Consider the following 17,323-nt stretch of genomic DNA (forward strand, 5'->3'; position numbering starts at 1 on the left):
TGTTTTACCTCAAGAAGAAGAAATGTTCACTGCTTTTTTCAATGACTTTTCTTCGTGTATAGAGGCAAATTATTCTGTTGATTTGATTTCTAGTATTCGTCGTTTTGGATTGATTGCTTTTAGGATTGCAATGATTCTTTCTGTTTTAAGATGTTATGAATTAGGAACTTGGCCTACTCGTATCCAATGTTCCAATCGTGACATGTCTTTGGCATTAAAAATTTGTCATCCTCTGATTTTTAATAGTTTAAATGTTTTCAATTTTCTTCCTAAATCTAATTCACAGTTACCACCCATTCTTTCTGTTTTCTTTGAAAACCTTCCCAAGTCCGGAGTATTATTTGACAGGTCAGAGTTTTATAAAGCTGCACTGTCATGTGGGATTAATGAAAGAACTGCTGAAAGATATATTAAGAGATTTGTGGTTGAAGGCACCTTATTGCATATTGGACATAATCAGTATCGAAAAGTAGCATGACGACATGTTGCGTGAGTTGCGCGAGCTGCGCGAATACGCAAAGACGCAGCTCGCGCAACTCACGCTACTTATGTTGGGCAATTCTCGTAAACACCCCATACGTACCGATGTACTATATAAGACCCCCCCGCCCTTAACAAGGATGGAAAACACCCCCGGGGTGCTTCTGTGAGGGTTTACGAGAATTGGTTTTGAAAATGAGACTAGATAATACGAAGAAAGAGTGTGATACAATTGCACTCTTTTTTTGTGTTTTTGCTCTCAATTCTTTTCCACTCTCTCTTCCATTTATAGTACGTCTGCTTTTTGGCTTCCCTCAACTATGTAAATCGGCCTTCGGATTTGCGATTTTTACACAACTCTCACTCATTTTTGATTGTTCCACAATAGATTAAGCTGTGAACAGTGGAAAAATGCCTACGCTTTTACACACCTAATTTTCCCACAATTAACAGCGTAGTAGTAATAGTAGTATGATTCTTCAACCACACGCTTTTTTGGTTTTAATCGTTCATTTAAAATCAATTCTTATGACTAATACTGAATTCAAACCTCGTGTAAAATTCGTCGCTGAAGTTCAAGCATCTTATAATATGTTAAACCAAGCCGAAGCTCTTGATCTGAAAAGCTCCAGAGATGTGAATAACTACATTCGCAATGTTTTCCCTGTAGATATTGAAGCCAGAGAAGCTTTTATGTGTTTGTATCTAAATAGAGCTAACCGAGTGCAGGGCTTCGCTATGATCTCAATAGGGGGCTTGAGTAGTACAACTGCTGACCCCAAGATTATGTTTCAGCATGCACTATTGTGTAATGCTTCTTGCATGATTATGATTCATAATCATCCTAGTGGAAACCTTAAACCAAGTCAGCAGGATATCTCTCTTACTAAGAAAGTTAAAGAAGTTGGTGCCTTAATGGATCTCCCTATTTTGGATCATCTGATTATCACTAAAAATGACTATTTCAGCTTTGCGGATGAATGCCTCTTATAGAGGTGTTCTTTTATTTGATAAGATTTACTTTGTGATTCACGTTAATAATCGCTTATTTCATGCAGCATTTTAGGGAACATTAAATTAACCCTAGGTATGCGCTGATTGCATGTCTGGCTGATGACATAAAGCAATTTCCATGAACACCTTTAAATACCTCATTTCCACTTTATTTAACCTTACTTTTATTATTTCTTTGCAAGGCCAAAGCCCTAGCGATTTTAGCTATGACCTCAACAGAATTGCCTCATCATTTAGAAACAATATCATGGATAAAGATGAGTGCGATAATCAAAAGAACCGAGCTTATCAATTAGCTGATGAAATTGATGAAGCATTGGATGATGACGACGAATATGATTCTTCTGAAATTAGTGAATTAAAGAAGCTCAAGAGAGAAGTAGAAGCCTTGGAAGAGTTTATAGCGGCTGTTGGTGATTGTGGAAATGGAACGCCAACTATTGATCAATTTAATCAGGCCAATTCAAGAGTTCGAGGGAGTGTTTCGTGGGTTTATAAAGATAAATATTGCGTTGATGTAATCGCTGTGACTATTGGTGAATACAGGGTTTTCTTAGCTCAAAATAGCACTACATCGAACTACACTTTAAATTACAAATGGAGAGCTCAGGATAAGATGAGTAGTGGAAATGGTACATCAGGGATTGGAGCAAAATCTTTGAGACATATCTATAATAATAGAGAATACCCTGATAAACAAATTGGTATTTACGGCTTGACTTGTCAAAAATTTTAGTGGTAGCATGAACATAGCACAAATAGATGAAAACCTGCAGAAGTTGATGAAGTCCTTTAAAAAGGAAAGCTTCATCTACGATCTGCTATTGGCTTATGGGCTACCAAAGGCATCCATCACTAGGCTGCAAAAAGGCAGCTTGAATATGTCCCAGACTTTTGGGGAAGTGTCCTGGAAGCAAAAGGTATTCTTCAAAGAACTGGATGGCGAAGACCTGAATGAAGTAGCCGCTGGTATGCGTAAGATCATCAAGCACAAGCAGCGGTTTATCATTGCTACTGATTACACGACCCTCGTATCTATAGATACCAAGACTGAAGATAAACTGGATATAGAACTCAAAGAACTACCCAAGCACTTCGATTTCTTCCTGCCTTGGGCCGGTATGGAAAAAACCACCCATGTAGGTGACAATCCGGCGGATGTCAAAGCAGCAGAGAAGATGGCCAAGCTGTTTGATGCCATCAAGAAGGACAATCCTGACGAGTCCCCTGAATTCGTGCATGGGCTCAATGTATTTCTGTCCAGGCTGCTATTCTGTTTCTTTGCAGAAGACACGGGAATCTTCACGGATAACCAAGTGACTAATGCTATCGACTCTCATACGCAGACGGACGGGAGCGATCTGGATGAATATTTGACCAAGCTATTTGAGGTCCTTGATACACCTGAAAAAGAGCGTAAAGATTTACCCTCTCACTTGGCTTCTTTTCCTTTTGTGAATGGTTCCCTCTTTAGAGAGCGCTTTGTGATTCCTAAGTTTAGCCGACGGTCGCGACAAGCCATCATAGACAGTGGGGAGATGGACTGGAGTGACATCAACCCAGACATCTTCGGATCGATGTTTCAGGCCGTTATCTCAGTGGACCAGCGAGGTAGTCTAGGGCAGCACTATACTTCTGTACCCAACATCATGAAGGTGATAGAGCCTTTGTTTCTGAATGAGTTGTACGAAGAATTCGAAGCAGCCAAAAAAGACAAAGACGCCAAAACCAAGCTAAGCTTACTGCTCCAACGACTGCACAAAATCAAAATCTTCGACCCTGCCTGTGGTTCGGGAAACTTTCTAATCATCGCATACAAAGAGCTGAGGAGACTGGAGATGAAAATCTTCAAAGAGACCAAAGAGATGCCTTTGTCAGGTATTCATTTGTCACAGTTTTACGGCATTGAAGTAGACGACTTTGCACATGAGATTGCACAGCTGGCCCTGTGGCTAGCAGAGCACCAAATGAATGTAGAATCCTTTGTAGCATTTGGTCAAGCCAATGCTACACTACCTCTCGGAGATGCAGGGCAAATAGCGCAAGGGAATGCTTGCCGTTTGGATTGGGAAAAGGTCTGTCCTAAGAAGAAGGATGATGAAATTTATATTTTAGGAAATCCACCATATTTGGGTGCAAGGATGCAGAACTCTGATCAAAAGGAGGATATGGACATTGTTTTAGGGGCTTTCAAGAATTATAGAGACTTGGATTATATCGCTATATGGTTCTATAAGGGTGCATCTTTTATAGAGGGTGTCAAAAGTAAGTTTGCTTTTGTCTCTACCAATTCAATTTGCCAAGGGTTGCAGGTAAGTTTACTTTGGCCTCAGATATTTGAGAAAAATGTTGAAATATGTTTTGCACACACATCATTCAAATGGCAAAACAATGCAAAATCAAAAGCTGCGGTTATTGTTGCTATAGTTGGATTGCAAAACATTAATTCAAACCTAAAGTCATTGTACTTTGAAGGTGTGGAAAAAAAGGTAAAATCAATTAATGCATACTTATCAGATGGATCAGGTACCATTGTTTATCGAAGATCCCAACCTTTGTCGTTTTCAGATCAAATGTCGTTTGGGAACATGCCCAATGATGGCGGTGGGTTGATTTTGACAAAAGAAGAGGCTGATCGGATTGTTGAAAAGGGCTCTTTTGGAAAAAGCATTGTTAAAAAATTTATAGGGGCTTCCGAGTTTATTAGAGGTACCGAAAGGTTTTGCTTGTGGATAGAAAATGAAGACTACGATGATGCTCTAACTGACCCAGAAATCAAAAATAGAATTAATTTAACAGTTGAGCATAGACTAAAAAGTCGAGACAAAGGAACTCAAGAACTTGCCAAAAGACCTCATCAATTTAGAGATAGAAACGTTGCTATTAATGCACAAATAATACTACCCAGACATTCATCTGTAAGAAGAAACTATATTCCGATGGGTTATTTAAATTCTGATGCTATAATAGCAGATTCTGCTCTTGCAATTTATGACCCTGAACCGTGGTTGCTTGCAGTACTAAACTCTGCTATTCACATGGTTTGGGTAAAAGTTATTGGAGGAAAAATCAAGTCAGATTATCGTTATGCAAAAGATTTGGTTTACAATACCTTTCCATTTCCTGCTATATCAAAACAGCGTAAGGAGGAAATCACGCAAAGTGCATTTCGTATTATGGAGGAAAGAGAAAAGCACTCTGAAAAAACTCTAGCTGATATGTACGACCCAGACAAGATGCCAGTAGGATTAAAAAATGCTCATAGACTGAATGATCTTGCAATTGATAGGTGCTACCGAAGTAGACCTTTCGAGAATGACAATGATCGACTTGAGCACTTGCTTAGACTCTATGAGAAGATGATTGAAGAGGAGAAGCATGCCGGGACGTTGTTCGCCAAAGAGAAGAAAACTAGAAAAAAGAAAGCCAATGCCTAACATAGTAGATGTAACATACGGTCAAACCGGAGCCAGTAAATCCACCAATGAATATGGTATGCGTGACATGCAAGCCAGAGCATTCGAAGCTAGAGATGCACAGTATCTTTTGCTGAAAGCTCCTCCGGCTTCTGGAAAGTCTCGAGCCTTGATGTTCTTAGGTTTAGATAAGCTAGTCAATCAAGGATTGAAGAAAGTAATAGTGGCCGTGCCAGAGCGATCCATTGGAAGTTCATTTGCGCCTACAGATTTGAAAACCTATGGTTTCTTTGCTGATTGGAGCCCAAAAGATGAATTCAACTTGTGTACCCCAGGTAGCGACAGCAGTCAGAGCAAGGTCCAAGCATTTCATGAATTTTTGGAAAGTGATGAATCTATCTTGATTTGTACACATGCTACTCTACGATTTGCATGCGAAGGATTGGAAGAAGCTAAGTTCAATGATGTATTGCTAGCCATTGATGAATTTCATCACGTATCTGCCGATGTAAACAATATTTTGGGTGATAAGCTAAGAGGCATTATGCAAAAGTCGTCTGCACATATCATCGCCATGACGGGTTCTTACTTTCGAGGAGATGGCGTGCCTGTATTGCCAGCCGAAGAAGAAGCTAAATTCACCAAAGTGACCTACAACTATTATGAGCAGTTGAATGGTTATGAGTACCTCAAGTCTTTGGGTATAGGCTATCATTTCTATCAAGGGAGATACACTACAGCGATATTGGATGTCTTAGATACTGATAAGAAGACCATACTTCATATCCCAAATGTCAACTCTGGTGAATCCACTAAAGACAAGCATAATGAAGTAGGCTTCATTTTGGATGCTATAGGAAAGGTGATCAAACAGGATTCCAGCACAGGTGTCATTCATGTCAAGCGCCATACCGATGGTAAAGTATTGTTGGTAGCTGATTTGGTAGAAGACAACCCGAAAGAACGCGACAAGATTCAGAGCTATTTGCGTACAATCAAATCTGTTGATGACATGGATATCATAATTGCTTTGGGGATGGCAAAGGAAGGTTTTGATTGGCCCTATTGCGAGCATGCATTGACTGTGGGTTATCGGGGTTCACTCACTGAGATAGTTCAGATCATTGGTAGAGCCACCAGAGACAGCAACAATAAAACACATGCACAGTTCACGAACCTGATCGCTCAGCCAGATGCCGAAGATGATTTGGTGAAGTATTCGGTCAACAATATGTTAAAGGCCATTACCGCATCATTGCTCATGGAGCAAGTCATGGCTCCTAATTGGAAATTTAAAACCAAACTATCAGATGACGATGAGGCCAAACCTGGAGAGATCAAAATCAGAGGGCTGAAGGAACCGAGCACGAACAGAGTAAAAGATATTATAGAAACTGATCTGATTGATCTAAAGGCGACCATATTGCAAGATGATCAAATGGTCAAAGCTATCCCTGGTAACGTAGATCCAGAGGTAATCAATCAGGTAATGATCCCGAAGATCATTAGAGTGAAATACCCAGACCTGTCCGATGAAGAAATCGAAGAAATCAGGCAGCATGTAGTGGTAGATTCTGTGGTTAAAAATGGTGAGATCAAAGAAGAAGGAGATAAGCGCTTTATTCGAATGGCCGGCAAATTTGTAGAATTGGATGACATTCATATTGATTTAATCGATCAGGTCAACCCTTTCCAAAAAGCGTTTGAAGTGATGTCCAAGTCTGTAACCAAGCAAGTCTTGAAGGTTATTCAGGAAACCATAGAGGCTACACGCATCAAGATGGATTTTGAAGAGGCCAAAATCCTATGGCCGAAAATCATTGAGTTCAAAAAGACATTTGGTAAAGAACCTAACCTAAATGCAAATGATCCATTAGAGCGTAGAATGGCTGAATGTATTATCTATCTGAAAGAAGAGAAACGAAAGCAGATGGCCAATGGATAAGAAGAAAATTCTCGAAGATATATTCAATAATGATCCTTTGGGTATTCTTAACGTCAAGCCTAAAGCCTCTAGTGCTAGAAATGCTGATGAGAGGCTTTCCTCTGCGTTTCAGGAAATCAATGATTTCGTGTCCGAGCATGGCAAAGAACCTGAGCCCAATGTTTCCAATGTTGCTGAAACACAGCTGTACTACCGTTTGAAAAGTTTGCGTGAAGATGATGAAAAAGTAGCCATGCTGAAAGATCAGGATGCTCATGATATTCTGCCAAGCTTGGATGTAGTCAATGAACCTGCAGCAGAGTATAAGAAGAATAAACCTAAGGAAATCAACTCTATTGACGACATATTTAGTGACGATTCATTGGGTTTGTTAGGTGATGATGCTGAAGGACTTTTTGAGTTTAAGCATACACCCAAGGACTTGGACCGTGCAGCCACTGATTTTGTCGCTAAGAGAAAACCTTGTAAGGATTTTGATCAATATGAGGAGAAGTTAAAACAGGTTCAGATAGATCTCTCAAAAGGAAAGAGAAAACTGATTGAGTATAAAGAAGGAAATCTCCGACCCGATAATTATTATGTACACAACGGCATCCTATTTTATCTGGAGTCAATAAAAATCACAAAAAAGGAGCACTATAGAGAAGATGGTACACGAGTGAGAGAAGATGGGCGAACCAGGTGCATATTTGAAAATGGGACTGAGTCCAACATGCTGAAGCGTTCTGTAGAGAAGATTCTCTATGACAATGGAAAAGCAGTTACCAGAAACACAGATGAAGTAAGTGAAGAGATAACGGCTCAGCTGTCAGGGATAACAGCTGATGACAAGGAAGCGGGTTTTATCTACGTTCTGGAATCACTGAGCGAAGACCCTAAAATCACATCCATCAAGAACCTTTTCAAAATTGGCTACTCTAAAACTTCCGTAGAAGATCGCATTAAGAACGCAGAAAAAGAACCTACCTACCTTATGGCGCCAGTGAGAGTCATGGGCGCTTGGCAGTGCTACAATATGAACCCTCAGAAGCTCGAACAGCTACTTCACAACTTCTTTGGGTCTTCATGCCTGGATACTGAAATTACTGATGCAAAAGGCAAGCGACACCGTCCGCAGGAATGGTTTATAGCCCCACTGCCTATCATTGAAAAAGCCATTGAGATGATTGTGTCTGGTGAGATTGTGGGTTATCGGTATGATGGGGAAAGTGAAAATATTAAATCAATTAAACCGTAAGAAAGATGAATAAGTACCTGATTCATAATACAACTCAAGAAGAAGTAGATATATTCTTTAAGCAAAAATTTAACCCAGACGAGCACATTTTTGCAGTCGCTCAAACGGAAAGTGGGCCAATGCTAATTACAAATGATGAATATGTATTATCAATTTTTCAAGAAGCATTTTTAGTTCATGAGCTCGATCAACCAGTGTACGTAAAAATGTTTATTGATGGACAAATAAAAAGCAGCTCTGGTCATCCCATAGCAATAGCAGATTTGAAGCAAATTAATTTGTAATAGCTATGGAATATTTTAACCTAAACCAAATAAGCCAATACACATCAGAAATTGGAGAAAAATATGACGAAACTAGTGTAGGGGCTAGTTTCTATTATGATACAAGGGAAAAACTACAATTCCTTGGGCATACTCTTGGTAAAAAACTTAATGTAAAACTTAAAAATAATTATAATGAAAAGCCAAATCAAATGGCTGGCCAGGGCAAAGGCTTTGTATTAAAAAATTATATACTCGCGGGTTTTGTTCCTTTCAATTTATCATCTAATAAAGATGTGTTTCTCAAAATTAGTTTTCATGGGTTTAATAGTAAACCGCATTTTGGACTAGATGTTGATGTTAATTTTTCTGACCCCAATAATCCCTATAATGATTATAGGGAAGAATTTCAAAGTGAAACATACTGGGAAATACCAATTGATAAATCTTTTCCTTCAAACTGGCAATCTTTGGTGGATTTGATCTTACCAGAGTTCAAAAAAAAGATCGATTTTATAGATGATTTCTTAATTAATAAAGCGCCTTTAACAAGAATTATTTCTGATTTTGAAAATTGGATGAAAACCGATTGGCTTACCGCGAATTCTAGTAGTCAATCGAACTATGCTATTAATTCAAGAGACTACCTTTTAGAGCTTTCAAATAGTCATCGGATCTCAATTAAGAGTATTGAAAATTGTGAGATTGAAGAAGTCGATAAATTATTGAATATTATTGATAAAAAAAGATTTTCTGGCAGCAGTGCTTTTATGACTTTTATAAGGCAATTAATCAAAGTGACAAATCCAAATTCAACTGTTAAAAATGGCTTAAATTCTATTTTGTATGGCCCACCCGGCACTGGAAAAACATACCATTCAATCAACCATGCCTTAAGCATTATTGAAGGAGTAAATATTAAACTTCTAGAATCTGAACCAAGAGCAGACGTATTGAACCGTTACAAAGACTATCAAGCTAAAGGTCAGATAGTATTTACTACCTTCCACCAAAGCATGAGTTACGAAGATTTTGTAGAAGGTATCAAGCCAGATGAGAATGAAGGGCAAGTTACATATTGTATTGAAGATGGAATATTTAAATCTATATGTGCAAAGGCAAAAACATTGAAAGCCTCTGAGGCAGATGTGAATTGGAATGATCGAATTTTTTTCAAAATGTCACTAGGAGGAAAAAATAGTTCTCATATCCATTCTTGGTGTATAGAAAATAATAAAGTCGCACTTGGTTGGGGCGGCGAAAAAGATCTTTCTGAATTCGAAAATTGTAAGTCTTGGGAAGAACATCGAGATAAGTTCATAGCCAAATACCCTAGCATAGTTGAGGAATCAAAATTTAACATTCAGGCGACCAGATCCTTTATGAAAATGAAGGAAGGATCAATTGTTGTAGCATCTTTAGGCAATCATATAATTGATGCGATCGGAATTATTGATGGGCCTTATGAATATGATGATTTTAATGAATTTGGTTTTCATCATTTAAGGTCTGTCAAATGGATTGCTAAGGATTTAAATACTGCTCCTGAGAGATTTTTTAAAAAAAATATCTCTCAACAGACGATTTATGAATTTTATTCAAAAGATATAAAATTTGATGCATTCGAAGAATTGACCGCGAGTGGAGATACAGTTCCAAAACCTCATGTGCTCATTATTGATGAAATCAACAGGGGAAATGTGTCATCTATTTTTGGTGAATTAATTACCCTATTAGAAGAAGACAAAAGAAAGGGTAATATGGAAGAACTTGAATTAGTTCTTCCTTACAGTAAATCCAAGTTTAGTGTGCCTAACAACGTTTATATAATTGGGACAATGAATACGGCAGACAGAAGTGTGGAAGCCTTAGATACAGCACTTAGACGTAGGTTTAGTTTCACTGAGATGGCTCCAAACTGCGATTTGTTAAAACCGAATAGACTTTTATGGTCTTTATGGTTAAAGGACTGGAACTATAAATGGGATGATCCCATTTGGTTAAAACATGAAACAGATTTATTGAATTTACTTGGAGGTACTATTCAAGATAAGAAAGCTTACAGATCTCTAGAAGATCTTCCTTGGTCTGAAGGATTTATAAGAAATGTCTTTAATGGAATAGTTGAATTTGATGGATTCGACCTCTCGCTATTGTTACAAACAATTAATATACGAATTGAAAAACTGATCGACAAGAACCATATGATTGGACATAGTTATTTCCTTTCAGTTGGATCGTTAGATGGCCTGAAGGACGCTTTTCAAAACAAAATCATCCCGTTGTTGCAAGAGTATTTCTTTGGGGACTATGGTAAAATAGGACTCGTTCTAGGCGAAGGATTCTTTGAGCCTTTGGATGAAAATATAAATGATGTGTTTGCGAAGTTCAGAGACTATGATGTGAATGACTTAACAGAAAGGCCTGTCTATCATTTAAGAGATGTACAATTGATGGAGGACGAAGAGTTTACTACTGCTATGAACCTTCTTCTAGCTTAATGCTGACTTTGTTTGAGAGCAGAAACCATATCACAGTATTTGAGCACGAAACGCTAAGAATAGACAGGGGGGATAAGCGATTAACTAAATCTCAACTAGATTCCTTACAGCTTTTTTATGGTGAAAAGGGTGTGTCGTATTATTCTCTAATCCATCACGGGGTCAGGTTCAATGAATTTGTTGGCGTCATTCGTGTTGGAAGTCTGACAATAGAAGTTTTACCTAAGGCTGATAAATCAGGCACCGACGAAAGCTGGAGAAATGTACTCATTGGTATGTTGCGTGCCGTTGGGGTTTTTAATATCCATGCTCCTAGCTCAAGCCTACTCCGTCTGAAATCAAACTCTATACTGGAACTCTATTTTGAGCTGTACATAAATGAATTGGAGTTTCTTATTCATAGTGGCCTAGTTAAAAAGTATCGAAAAACAGAAGGTAATACCACTGCACTCAAAGGTAGCATCCTCTTTGCCAAACACATTCAGAGGAACCTAGTCCATAAAGAGCGCTTTTATGTACGTCATACGATCTATGACAGAGATCATCTGATTCATGAAGTACTTTACAAAGCTTTGCAGCTATTGATTCGAATCAACACGAATCAAGCACTCAGAAGTCGCATTGGCGCTCTCCTTCTCAATTTTCCAGAGATGAAAGACATCAATGTTCGAGAAGCTACATTTGAAAAGATAAAGCTTGATAGAAAAACTGCAGATTACAGAAGCGCACTAGATATTGCAAAATTATTATTGCTCAACTATCACCCAGATGTGAGCAAAGGCAGAGTTGATGTACTTGCCTTGATGTTTGATATGAATCTACTCTGGGAGCAATTTGTCTATGTGAGCCTACGAAAACACAAACCCAACCAAACCTCTATCACTGCTCAAAACATCAAGAATTTTTGGATGCCAGAGTCTGGGAATAAATCCCGAATGAAACCTGATATTGTGTTGAATAAGAACAAAGAAGATTGTATCGTTTTAGACACCAAATGGAAAAATTTGAATGGGTACAACCCTTCCCCTGAAGACTTAAGACAGCTCTATGTCTATTCAAAATACTACCAGGCTAAAAGAGTGGCGTTGATATACCCAGGAGATTCGAATAACGTTAGTTCAGGTAAATATTTTAAAGAAGGAAAAGAAGAGCTTGGACAAGACGAATGTAGTATTATCAGCCTTGTAGTTGAACCATTGATAGCAGAATGGCAGCTGAATTTGAGTTCGTGCGTGTTGAAATGGTGTGAAGTAAACTAGAAGTCTTTAAAATTGAATTAACCTTAACTCAATTACTTCTATGATTACTCAGGCAGATATAAAAGAGCTGACAATTTCAATTCAAACAAAAAATTAATATGAAGCATTAGTGCCAAAAAAAACAAACCAATCCAGCTAAATATATTCTTGCCATCAAAACCACACTCGAATCTTCAAATCGTAATAATTTCATCTACCCTTGTAGGAAACACACAGCTTGAGAACAACTTGTTTATTGTTACAGTGATCCCAGACACAAAATGGGAGTGCTCATAAATCTTGTATTATGCTTTAGTCCTAAAATGGTTTTTCAACAGCAAAAAGGAGACTATTATTTCATTACAGTGGTAAACTCCCAAAGGGTCGCTAGATAAGCTGTAGTTGTTTCCGATACCTTTGCTAGGTAATATGGAGTTCGTCACTCTGTCGTCGGCAAAGAACCATGCCAAACGATCAATCCCTTTTTTGTAGTTTTATTTTTTGGTGAAAAAAGAGATTGATCCCCTCTGGGTCTCCGCTGCGCTTCGAGTTTGTCATGGTTCTTGCGCTCCTCTGTCATTCCTCACGAAAGCCTTCTTTGTATGCTTTTGTCGCTTCAATACGTTGTACTTCTCTCAGCCACAACGCATCCAACGGCTTCCCATTTTGTGCGAGCCTCGCAGACGCTCTCCGGCTTCGGGCTGTCATGATTTTTGAACTTCCCAAATTATTCCTTCCCTCTTGCCAACGTTAATAATTACCAACGCACTAATCAAAAATGCACGCCAGCCCTCGTGTTAAAAACCCTTTCTCATTCCACCCTATTTTTAACATAGGTCGACAACGTACTATCGTACTCTTTGTCTCTCACCGAACATCGTGCTCGCGCGCTCATCCACATCCGTTCCTTCGCTTTGTTGGCTCGCATTAAAAACCAAAAGCCTTTATGTATGATGAGTGATCTCAAGTAGATAAACTCGACACTCATGATGAATTAAAAATCTAATAAATTATGAAAAAAGTATTCGTTATCGCAGCATTGACTGCTAGTTCTTTCAACGTTTTTTCTCAGAGTGTAGTGGAAGTGAAAAGTTACATCGAAGATTTAATTGTTAATTACCAACCAGAAGATTATTCTTATGAAATGGGGTTTGGAGATTCATTTACCGATGATTTTCTTCTTGAATTTATGCCTGTTCTTCCCAATGTTCCTGAGAGCCTGATTATTCTTGAAAGGTGTTCAAATTCTTTTAATCTTTGTCGTCGTAATTTTTTTGACCTTAAAGGTATTCGACGAATTTTGATCAAAGAGGAGCAGGGGTATATTACTCTGAGGTTCACGTTCAATAATGATTCATTCATTTCAACTGAATATGTGAAATCATATGAAGGGTGGGATAAGGAATCTGAGGTAGTACCTATGGTTGTACTTAGTAGTAATAGTTTTGAAGTCGCGAAGCGTCTTAGATTGGCTTTTATTTACTTGTCTGTTATGTTTGGTGGTGAACCGATTGAGGAAGACTGGTTTTAAGCATTCACTAATATTTATTGGGAATATATCGGGATTTAATAAACAAAAAATCCTTAATTATCTGAATAGTAGATAATTAAGGATTTTAGTTGTGGAGTCGGAGGGAATCGAACCTACTTTATTTATTTTTCTCTATTCTTGCCTGCTTATACTAAAAACAGCTAATTTGTAGTGCTAAATTGTTTTTTATGGTATGTATAAAATTGGTCGAATTTAATTGAATCTGAAAATAGTCGGGAAAATATCGGGAAAGGTAAGTAGCTTTATCTCATGGCTAAAATAAAATTCTTTACAAGACCTACGGTATCAAGTAAAAAGAATAAAGACCTTCCTTTAACTATATATATGCGCTTTACTCACGGGGCAAAAGTTGATTTATCCAAATCTACAGGTCTTACTGTTCCATTGAGATTCTGGAATAATAATAAAGGCGAACCTAAAAATGTTATCAGTTTTCTTGATCGTATTAATTTGAATAATTCTTTGAATAAGCTTCACGGATTCATAATTAATGCTCATAACAAAGATTTGGCTGATGGTGTAAGAATCGATTCCGATTGGCTTGAAAGACAAATTTCTGTTTGTTTCAAAAAAACTTATTCAATTGAATGTGAAACTTTAATCTCTCATCAAGCCGCAAAATGTATAGATAGTTTGCCATCGAAAATTTATAAAGGAAAAATTGGGGCCAGTCAATCTACTATTAGAAAATACCGTACCGTTGCTAAAAAAGTAAAGGAATTTGAAATTTTCAGAAAAAAGAAAATACATGTTCATGAGGTTGATATGGCTTGCGCAGGTGAATTCACGAATTATCTGATTGATGTTGACAAATTATGTTTGAATTCAGTTGGCAGGTATCTAAAGGTGTTTAAGTCATTTTGCACTTTTGCTAGGTCAAATGGATTATCTACACATCATCAATTAAATGACATAAAGGGTTTTACTGAAAAGGTTGATTTTATTGTGTTTAATGATGATGAGATTAATTTATTGTATGACTTATCTCTTGAAAGAGATAGTATGTTAGATAATGCCCGTGATTGGTTGATAATTGGAATTTGGACAGCTTTAAGAGTATCTGATTTATTGGAATTAACTTCTGCTAATATCATTGATAATTTAATTCACGTGACTCATAAAAAAACAAATCAGCAAGTTGAATTGCCAATTCATGGAATGATAGAAAACATTTTGAACAAACGTGATTTTGAGTTTCCTAGAAAAATATCGTCTCAGAAGTTTAATGATTACATTAAAATCGTTGCTAAAAAAGCTGGTTTACTTCAAAAGGTAAAGGGTGCTAGACTTAATAAAGTGACAAAACGGAAAGAAAATGGTGTTTTTGAAAAGTGGGAATTGGTAACTTCTCATATTTGTCGGAGAACATTTGCGACCATTCATTTTGGAGAATTTCCAACTGTTAAAATAATGGAATTAACTGGGCATAAATCTGAAAGTCAATTTTTAGATTACATTGGTAAAACCTATTCTGATAGTGCTAAGTCCTTGGCTGAATATTGGGCCAATAAGTAGCAAGTTTTATATTACATGGTTATGAGATTTCCTGTCAATCAAAACAACATTGAGTTATATAAGATAGCTACGTGCATTCATATGAATTATCCAAACCTTGGTAAAAATCCTCCTGCCAATTTGGTGTTTGAAGAATTCCATTATTATGGTACATCATACTCCAACGGTAGTCCGTTTTTTTCAACTGAATATGTAATTGAATTGCTAAATGACAAATTGGATGAGATGTTGAATTACGGCGAATTATGGCAATTCTCTAAGTTTAGTTTTTACATGGACTCGTTTGAAAGTACCTGGTTAAATTTTAGTGAAAAAATACCAGAAATTTGTAGATCAGATTTCATTAAAAGAGAAATTGCGTTTTATGCTTACTGTTTTAGTCAATCTGAAATAGGTAATTTCAAATCGTTTATATCCGATTTGGAACGTGATTTAGACGATTTAAATTTCAAACCATTCTTGCTTTATTCAGAAGTTGATGGATTACATGATCATAAAGGATCGATAGGTAAATCAATTGATATTGGTGATTTGATTAGGGCTGATTTGTGTTCTGTCATTCATTTAGAAACTAAAAAGAAAATCAAATTTCTTGTACAGGAATATAATGAATCATTAAAAGATCCTTTCATTATTAATTTTTCAAGAATAGAGTACTATCGTTTAGCTAAGCTGATATTTAAAAGGTTGGATGTAAATTCTATATCTGTTTCTCTTGTGGGTTCAATTTTTATTTATCCTGTTGTCGAACCTGATTTGTTATCGTGTAATCAAATAGATTTTATTTCTTCTTGCAAGTTGAATTTGGGGCTTAGCTCAAATGATACACAGTTTAGAGATTTAAATGTTCTCAGTAAGAGCAAGAAAATGAAAGCAAGTGAAATTGTTCGTTCTTTTTTGAAAGAATATGAAGAAGAGAATGAGTTAAAGTCACAGGATTCTGTTAGTTCAAACTTGCAAAAGATCATTTCCAAATTAGAAAATAATATGAATTAATGAAGTAAGAGATAATTCCGGCTGAATAAGTATATTTTAGGATGAAATGGGTATAAAAAAGATACAATTTTCGATTCCTATTGTACACAGTTTTGCATTGTAATAATTGTTTAATTAAAAAAAACTTATGATGCAACAAAGCATATTAATCAATGCCTCAATAGAGGATCTTACTTCTAAGATGGTTGATTCTATTTCTGATAAGATCAGATCAATTATTCATGAGGAAAAAACGGAACATCCTGCAGAAGAATTGCTTACTAGAAAACAGACTGCTCAGCTTTTTAATGTATCACTACAAACAATTTCTGATTGGACTAAGAAAGAAATTCTAGTTGCCCAAAAGATGGGCAACAGAGTATATTTCAAGAAGTCGCTGCTTTTAGGTAGGCTTGATGAACTGAATCTCTCAACTTCTAAAAAGAATGTAGCATGAGTGATTTTGATATTTCGAAGTGCGAAAGTGAACTACCTAGTTTGTTGCAAATAATTACTTCTCAATATTCTGATGAGGAAGCGAAAAATATAATGCTTTTGGGTTCCTTAGTTTCGTTGAGTTCTGTTCTTCCTAATTACACGGGTAGCTATGGAGGTGAAGAGATTTATCCCAACCTTTATTCTTTTTTTATTGGGAATGCCGCTACTGGGAAAGGTAAGCTGATTAAATGTTCCAAAATTGTTTCTTTGGTTGATAAATATTTAAAGGATAAGGATTCTGGCCTCTTAATCCCCGGAAATATTACGTACCCTGGGTTTATGCAGCTTCTTAATGCATACGGTGGGAATGGTCTAATCATTGAGACAGAATCTGACTGTATCTCTGATTCTTTCGCAAAAGAACATGGGAATTATAGCGAATTGTTGCGTAAAGCGTTTCATCATGAGAATGTTAGCTCATATAGAAAAGGAGAAAAGGAATTCATTGGTATTGATAATCCAAAACTTTCTATACTGATTAGTGGTACGCCTGAGCAGGTGCCTCGACTGTTCAAAAATGGAGAGGATGGATTGTTTAGCCGTTTTATGTTCTATCAGCTAAAATTAAATCCAGGTTGGGATAATAGTATACTGTCAAAGTCCCCGTTCGATGAATCATCTTTAAATAAAATTCAACTTTCGTTACTTGAGATGTTCAAATACATGACATCATAAGTTCGTTGTTTTAC

The 17,323-nt window shown here is 37.0% G+C and carries 14 protein-coding genes; all 14 read left to right on the forward strand.

The features are described from left to right. The coding region (locus tag JXQ92_RS18725; RefSeq protein WP_421988177.1) for a hypothetical protein at positions 1 to 478 on the forward strand (478 nt) is incomplete at its 5' end. A gap of 530 nt (positions 479 to 1,008) precedes the next feature. Next, on the forward strand, positions 1,009 to 1,473 hold the full coding sequence (locus JXQ92_RS18730) for a JAB domain-containing protein (RefSeq protein WP_421988178.1): 465 nt from the start codon (positions 1,009 to 1,011) through the stop codon (positions 1,471 to 1,473). Positions 1,474 to 1,612: 139 nt separating this feature from the next. Continuing rightward, the gene (locus JXQ92_RS18735; protein ID WP_421988179.1) at positions 1,613 to 2,230 is read left to right on the forward strand and encodes a hypothetical protein; all 618 of its coding nucleotides are present in this window, start codon (positions 1,613 to 1,615) and stop codon (positions 2,228 to 2,230) included. Positions 2,231 to 2,237: 7 nt separating this feature from the next. Continuing rightward, positions 2,238 to 4,931 (forward strand): class I SAM-dependent DNA methyltransferase, encoded by a 2,694-nt coding sequence (locus JXQ92_RS18740; RefSeq protein ID WP_421988180.1) that lies wholly within the window; start codon positions 2,238 to 2,240, stop codon positions 4,929 to 4,931. Continuing rightward, complete coding sequence (locus tag JXQ92_RS18745; RefSeq protein ID WP_421988181.1) at positions 4,924 to 6,855, forward strand: DEAD/DEAH box helicase; 1,932 nt, start codon at positions 4,924 to 4,926, stop codon at positions 6,853 to 6,855. Before JXQ92_RS18740 ends, JXQ92_RS18745 begins: the two co-directional genes overlap by 8 nt. Beyond that, positions 6,848 to 8,092 carry a GIY-YIG nuclease family protein gene (locus JXQ92_RS18750; protein WP_421988182.1) on the forward strand — a complete coding sequence of 415 codons (1,245 nt, stop codon included), beginning with the start codon at positions 6,848 to 6,850 and terminating at the stop codon, positions 8,090 to 8,092. The genes JXQ92_RS18745 and JXQ92_RS18750 overlap by 8 nt, the downstream gene beginning before the upstream one ends. Before the next feature lie 5 nt (positions 8,093 to 8,097). After that, positions 8,098 to 8,376, forward strand: a complete 279-nt coding sequence (locus JXQ92_RS18755; RefSeq protein WP_421988183.1) for a hypothetical protein — start codon at positions 8,098 to 8,100, stop codon at positions 8,374 to 8,376. A gap of 5 nt (positions 8,377 to 8,381) precedes the next feature. Then, the gene (locus tag JXQ92_RS18760) at positions 8,382 to 10,856 is read left to right on the forward strand and encodes an AAA family ATPase (protein WP_421988184.1); all 2,475 of its coding nucleotides are present in this window, start codon (positions 8,382 to 8,384) and stop codon (positions 10,854 to 10,856) included. Then, entirely contained in the window at positions 10,856 to 12,115 is a 1,260-nt protein-coding gene (locus JXQ92_RS18765) for an McrC family protein (RefSeq protein ID WP_421988185.1), read from the forward strand. Before JXQ92_RS18760 ends, JXQ92_RS18765 begins: the two co-directional genes overlap by 1 nt. A 991-nt stretch (positions 12,116 to 13,106) precedes the next feature. Further along, entirely contained in the window at positions 13,107 to 13,625 is a 519-nt protein-coding gene (locus tag JXQ92_RS18770) for a hypothetical protein (RefSeq protein WP_421988186.1), read from the forward strand. Between the two features lie 270 nt (positions 13,626 to 13,895). Beyond that, positions 13,896 to 15,161 carry a tyrosine-type recombinase/integrase gene (locus tag JXQ92_RS18775; RefSeq protein WP_421988187.1) on the forward strand — a complete coding sequence of 422 codons (1,266 nt, stop codon included), beginning with the start codon at positions 13,896 to 13,898 and terminating at the stop codon, positions 15,159 to 15,161. A gap of 21 nt (positions 15,162 to 15,182) precedes the next feature. Next, a complete protein-coding gene (locus tag JXQ92_RS18780) occupies positions 15,183 to 16,157 on the forward strand; it encodes a hypothetical protein (protein WP_421988188.1) in 975 nt (324 codons plus the stop codon). 130 nt (positions 16,158 to 16,287) lie between these two features. Continuing rightward, entirely contained in the window at positions 16,288 to 16,593 is a 306-nt protein-coding gene (locus JXQ92_RS18785) for a helix-turn-helix domain-containing protein (RefSeq protein WP_421988189.1), read from the forward strand. Next, positions 16,590 to 17,309: a DUF3987 domain-containing protein gene (locus JXQ92_RS18790; protein WP_421988190.1), complete on the forward strand. Its 720-nt coding sequence runs from the start codon at positions 16,590 to 16,592 to the stop codon at positions 17,307 to 17,309. The genes JXQ92_RS18785 and JXQ92_RS18790 overlap by 4 nt, the downstream gene beginning before the upstream one ends. Positions 17,310 to 17,323: the final 14 nt, after the last annotated feature.

Source organism: Roseivirga sp. (assembly GCF_049099775.1).
Taxonomy (GTDB): Bacteria; Bacteroidota; Bacteroidia; order Cytophagales; family Cyclobacteriaceae; genus Roseivirga.

What these genes read in the sequence shown, in the direction of transcription:
- JXQ92_RS18730 (WP_421988178.1), top strand. Translation starts at nt 1,009, where the DNA reads ATGACTAATACTGAATTCAAACCTCGTGTAAAATTCGTCGCTGAAGTT.
- JXQ92_RS18735 (WP_421988179.1), top strand. Translation starts at nt 1,613, where the DNA reads ATGAACACCTTTAAATACCTCATTTCCACTTTATTTAACCTTACTTTT.
- JXQ92_RS18740 (WP_421988180.1), top strand. Translation starts at nt 2,238, where the DNA reads ATGAACATAGCACAAATAGATGAAAACCTGCAGAAGTTGATGAAGTCC.
- JXQ92_RS18745 (WP_421988181.1), top strand. Translation starts at nt 4,924, where the DNA reads ATGCCTAACATAGTAGATGTAACATACGGTCAAACCGGAGCCAGTAAA.
- JXQ92_RS18750 (WP_421988182.1), top strand. Translation starts at nt 6,848, where the DNA reads ATGGATAAGAAGAAAATTCTCGAAGATATATTCAATAATGATCCTTTG.
- JXQ92_RS18755 (WP_421988183.1), top strand. Translation starts at nt 8,098, where the DNA reads ATGAATAAGTACCTGATTCATAATACAACTCAAGAAGAAGTAGATATA.
- JXQ92_RS18760 (WP_421988184.1), top strand. Translation starts at nt 8,382, where the DNA reads ATGGAATATTTTAACCTAAACCAAATAAGCCAATACACATCAGAAATT.
- JXQ92_RS18765 (WP_421988185.1), top strand. Translation starts at nt 10,856, where the DNA reads ATGCTGACTTTGTTTGAGAGCAGAAACCATATCACAGTATTTGAGCAC.
- JXQ92_RS18770 (WP_421988186.1), top strand. Translation starts at nt 13,107, where the DNA reads ATGAAAAAAGTATTCGTTATCGCAGCATTGACTGCTAGTTCTTTCAAC.
- JXQ92_RS18775 (WP_421988187.1), top strand. Translation starts at nt 13,896, where the DNA reads ATGGCTAAAATAAAATTCTTTACAAGACCTACGGTATCAAGTAAAAAG.
- JXQ92_RS18780 (WP_421988188.1), top strand. Translation starts at nt 15,183, where the DNA reads ATGAGATTTCCTGTCAATCAAAACAACATTGAGTTATATAAGATAGCT.
- JXQ92_RS18785 (WP_421988189.1), top strand. Translation starts at nt 16,288, where the DNA reads ATGCAACAAAGCATATTAATCAATGCCTCAATAGAGGATCTTACTTCT.
- JXQ92_RS18790 (WP_421988190.1), top strand. Translation starts at nt 16,590, where the DNA reads ATGAGTGATTTTGATATTTCGAAGTGCGAAAGTGAACTACCTAGTTTG.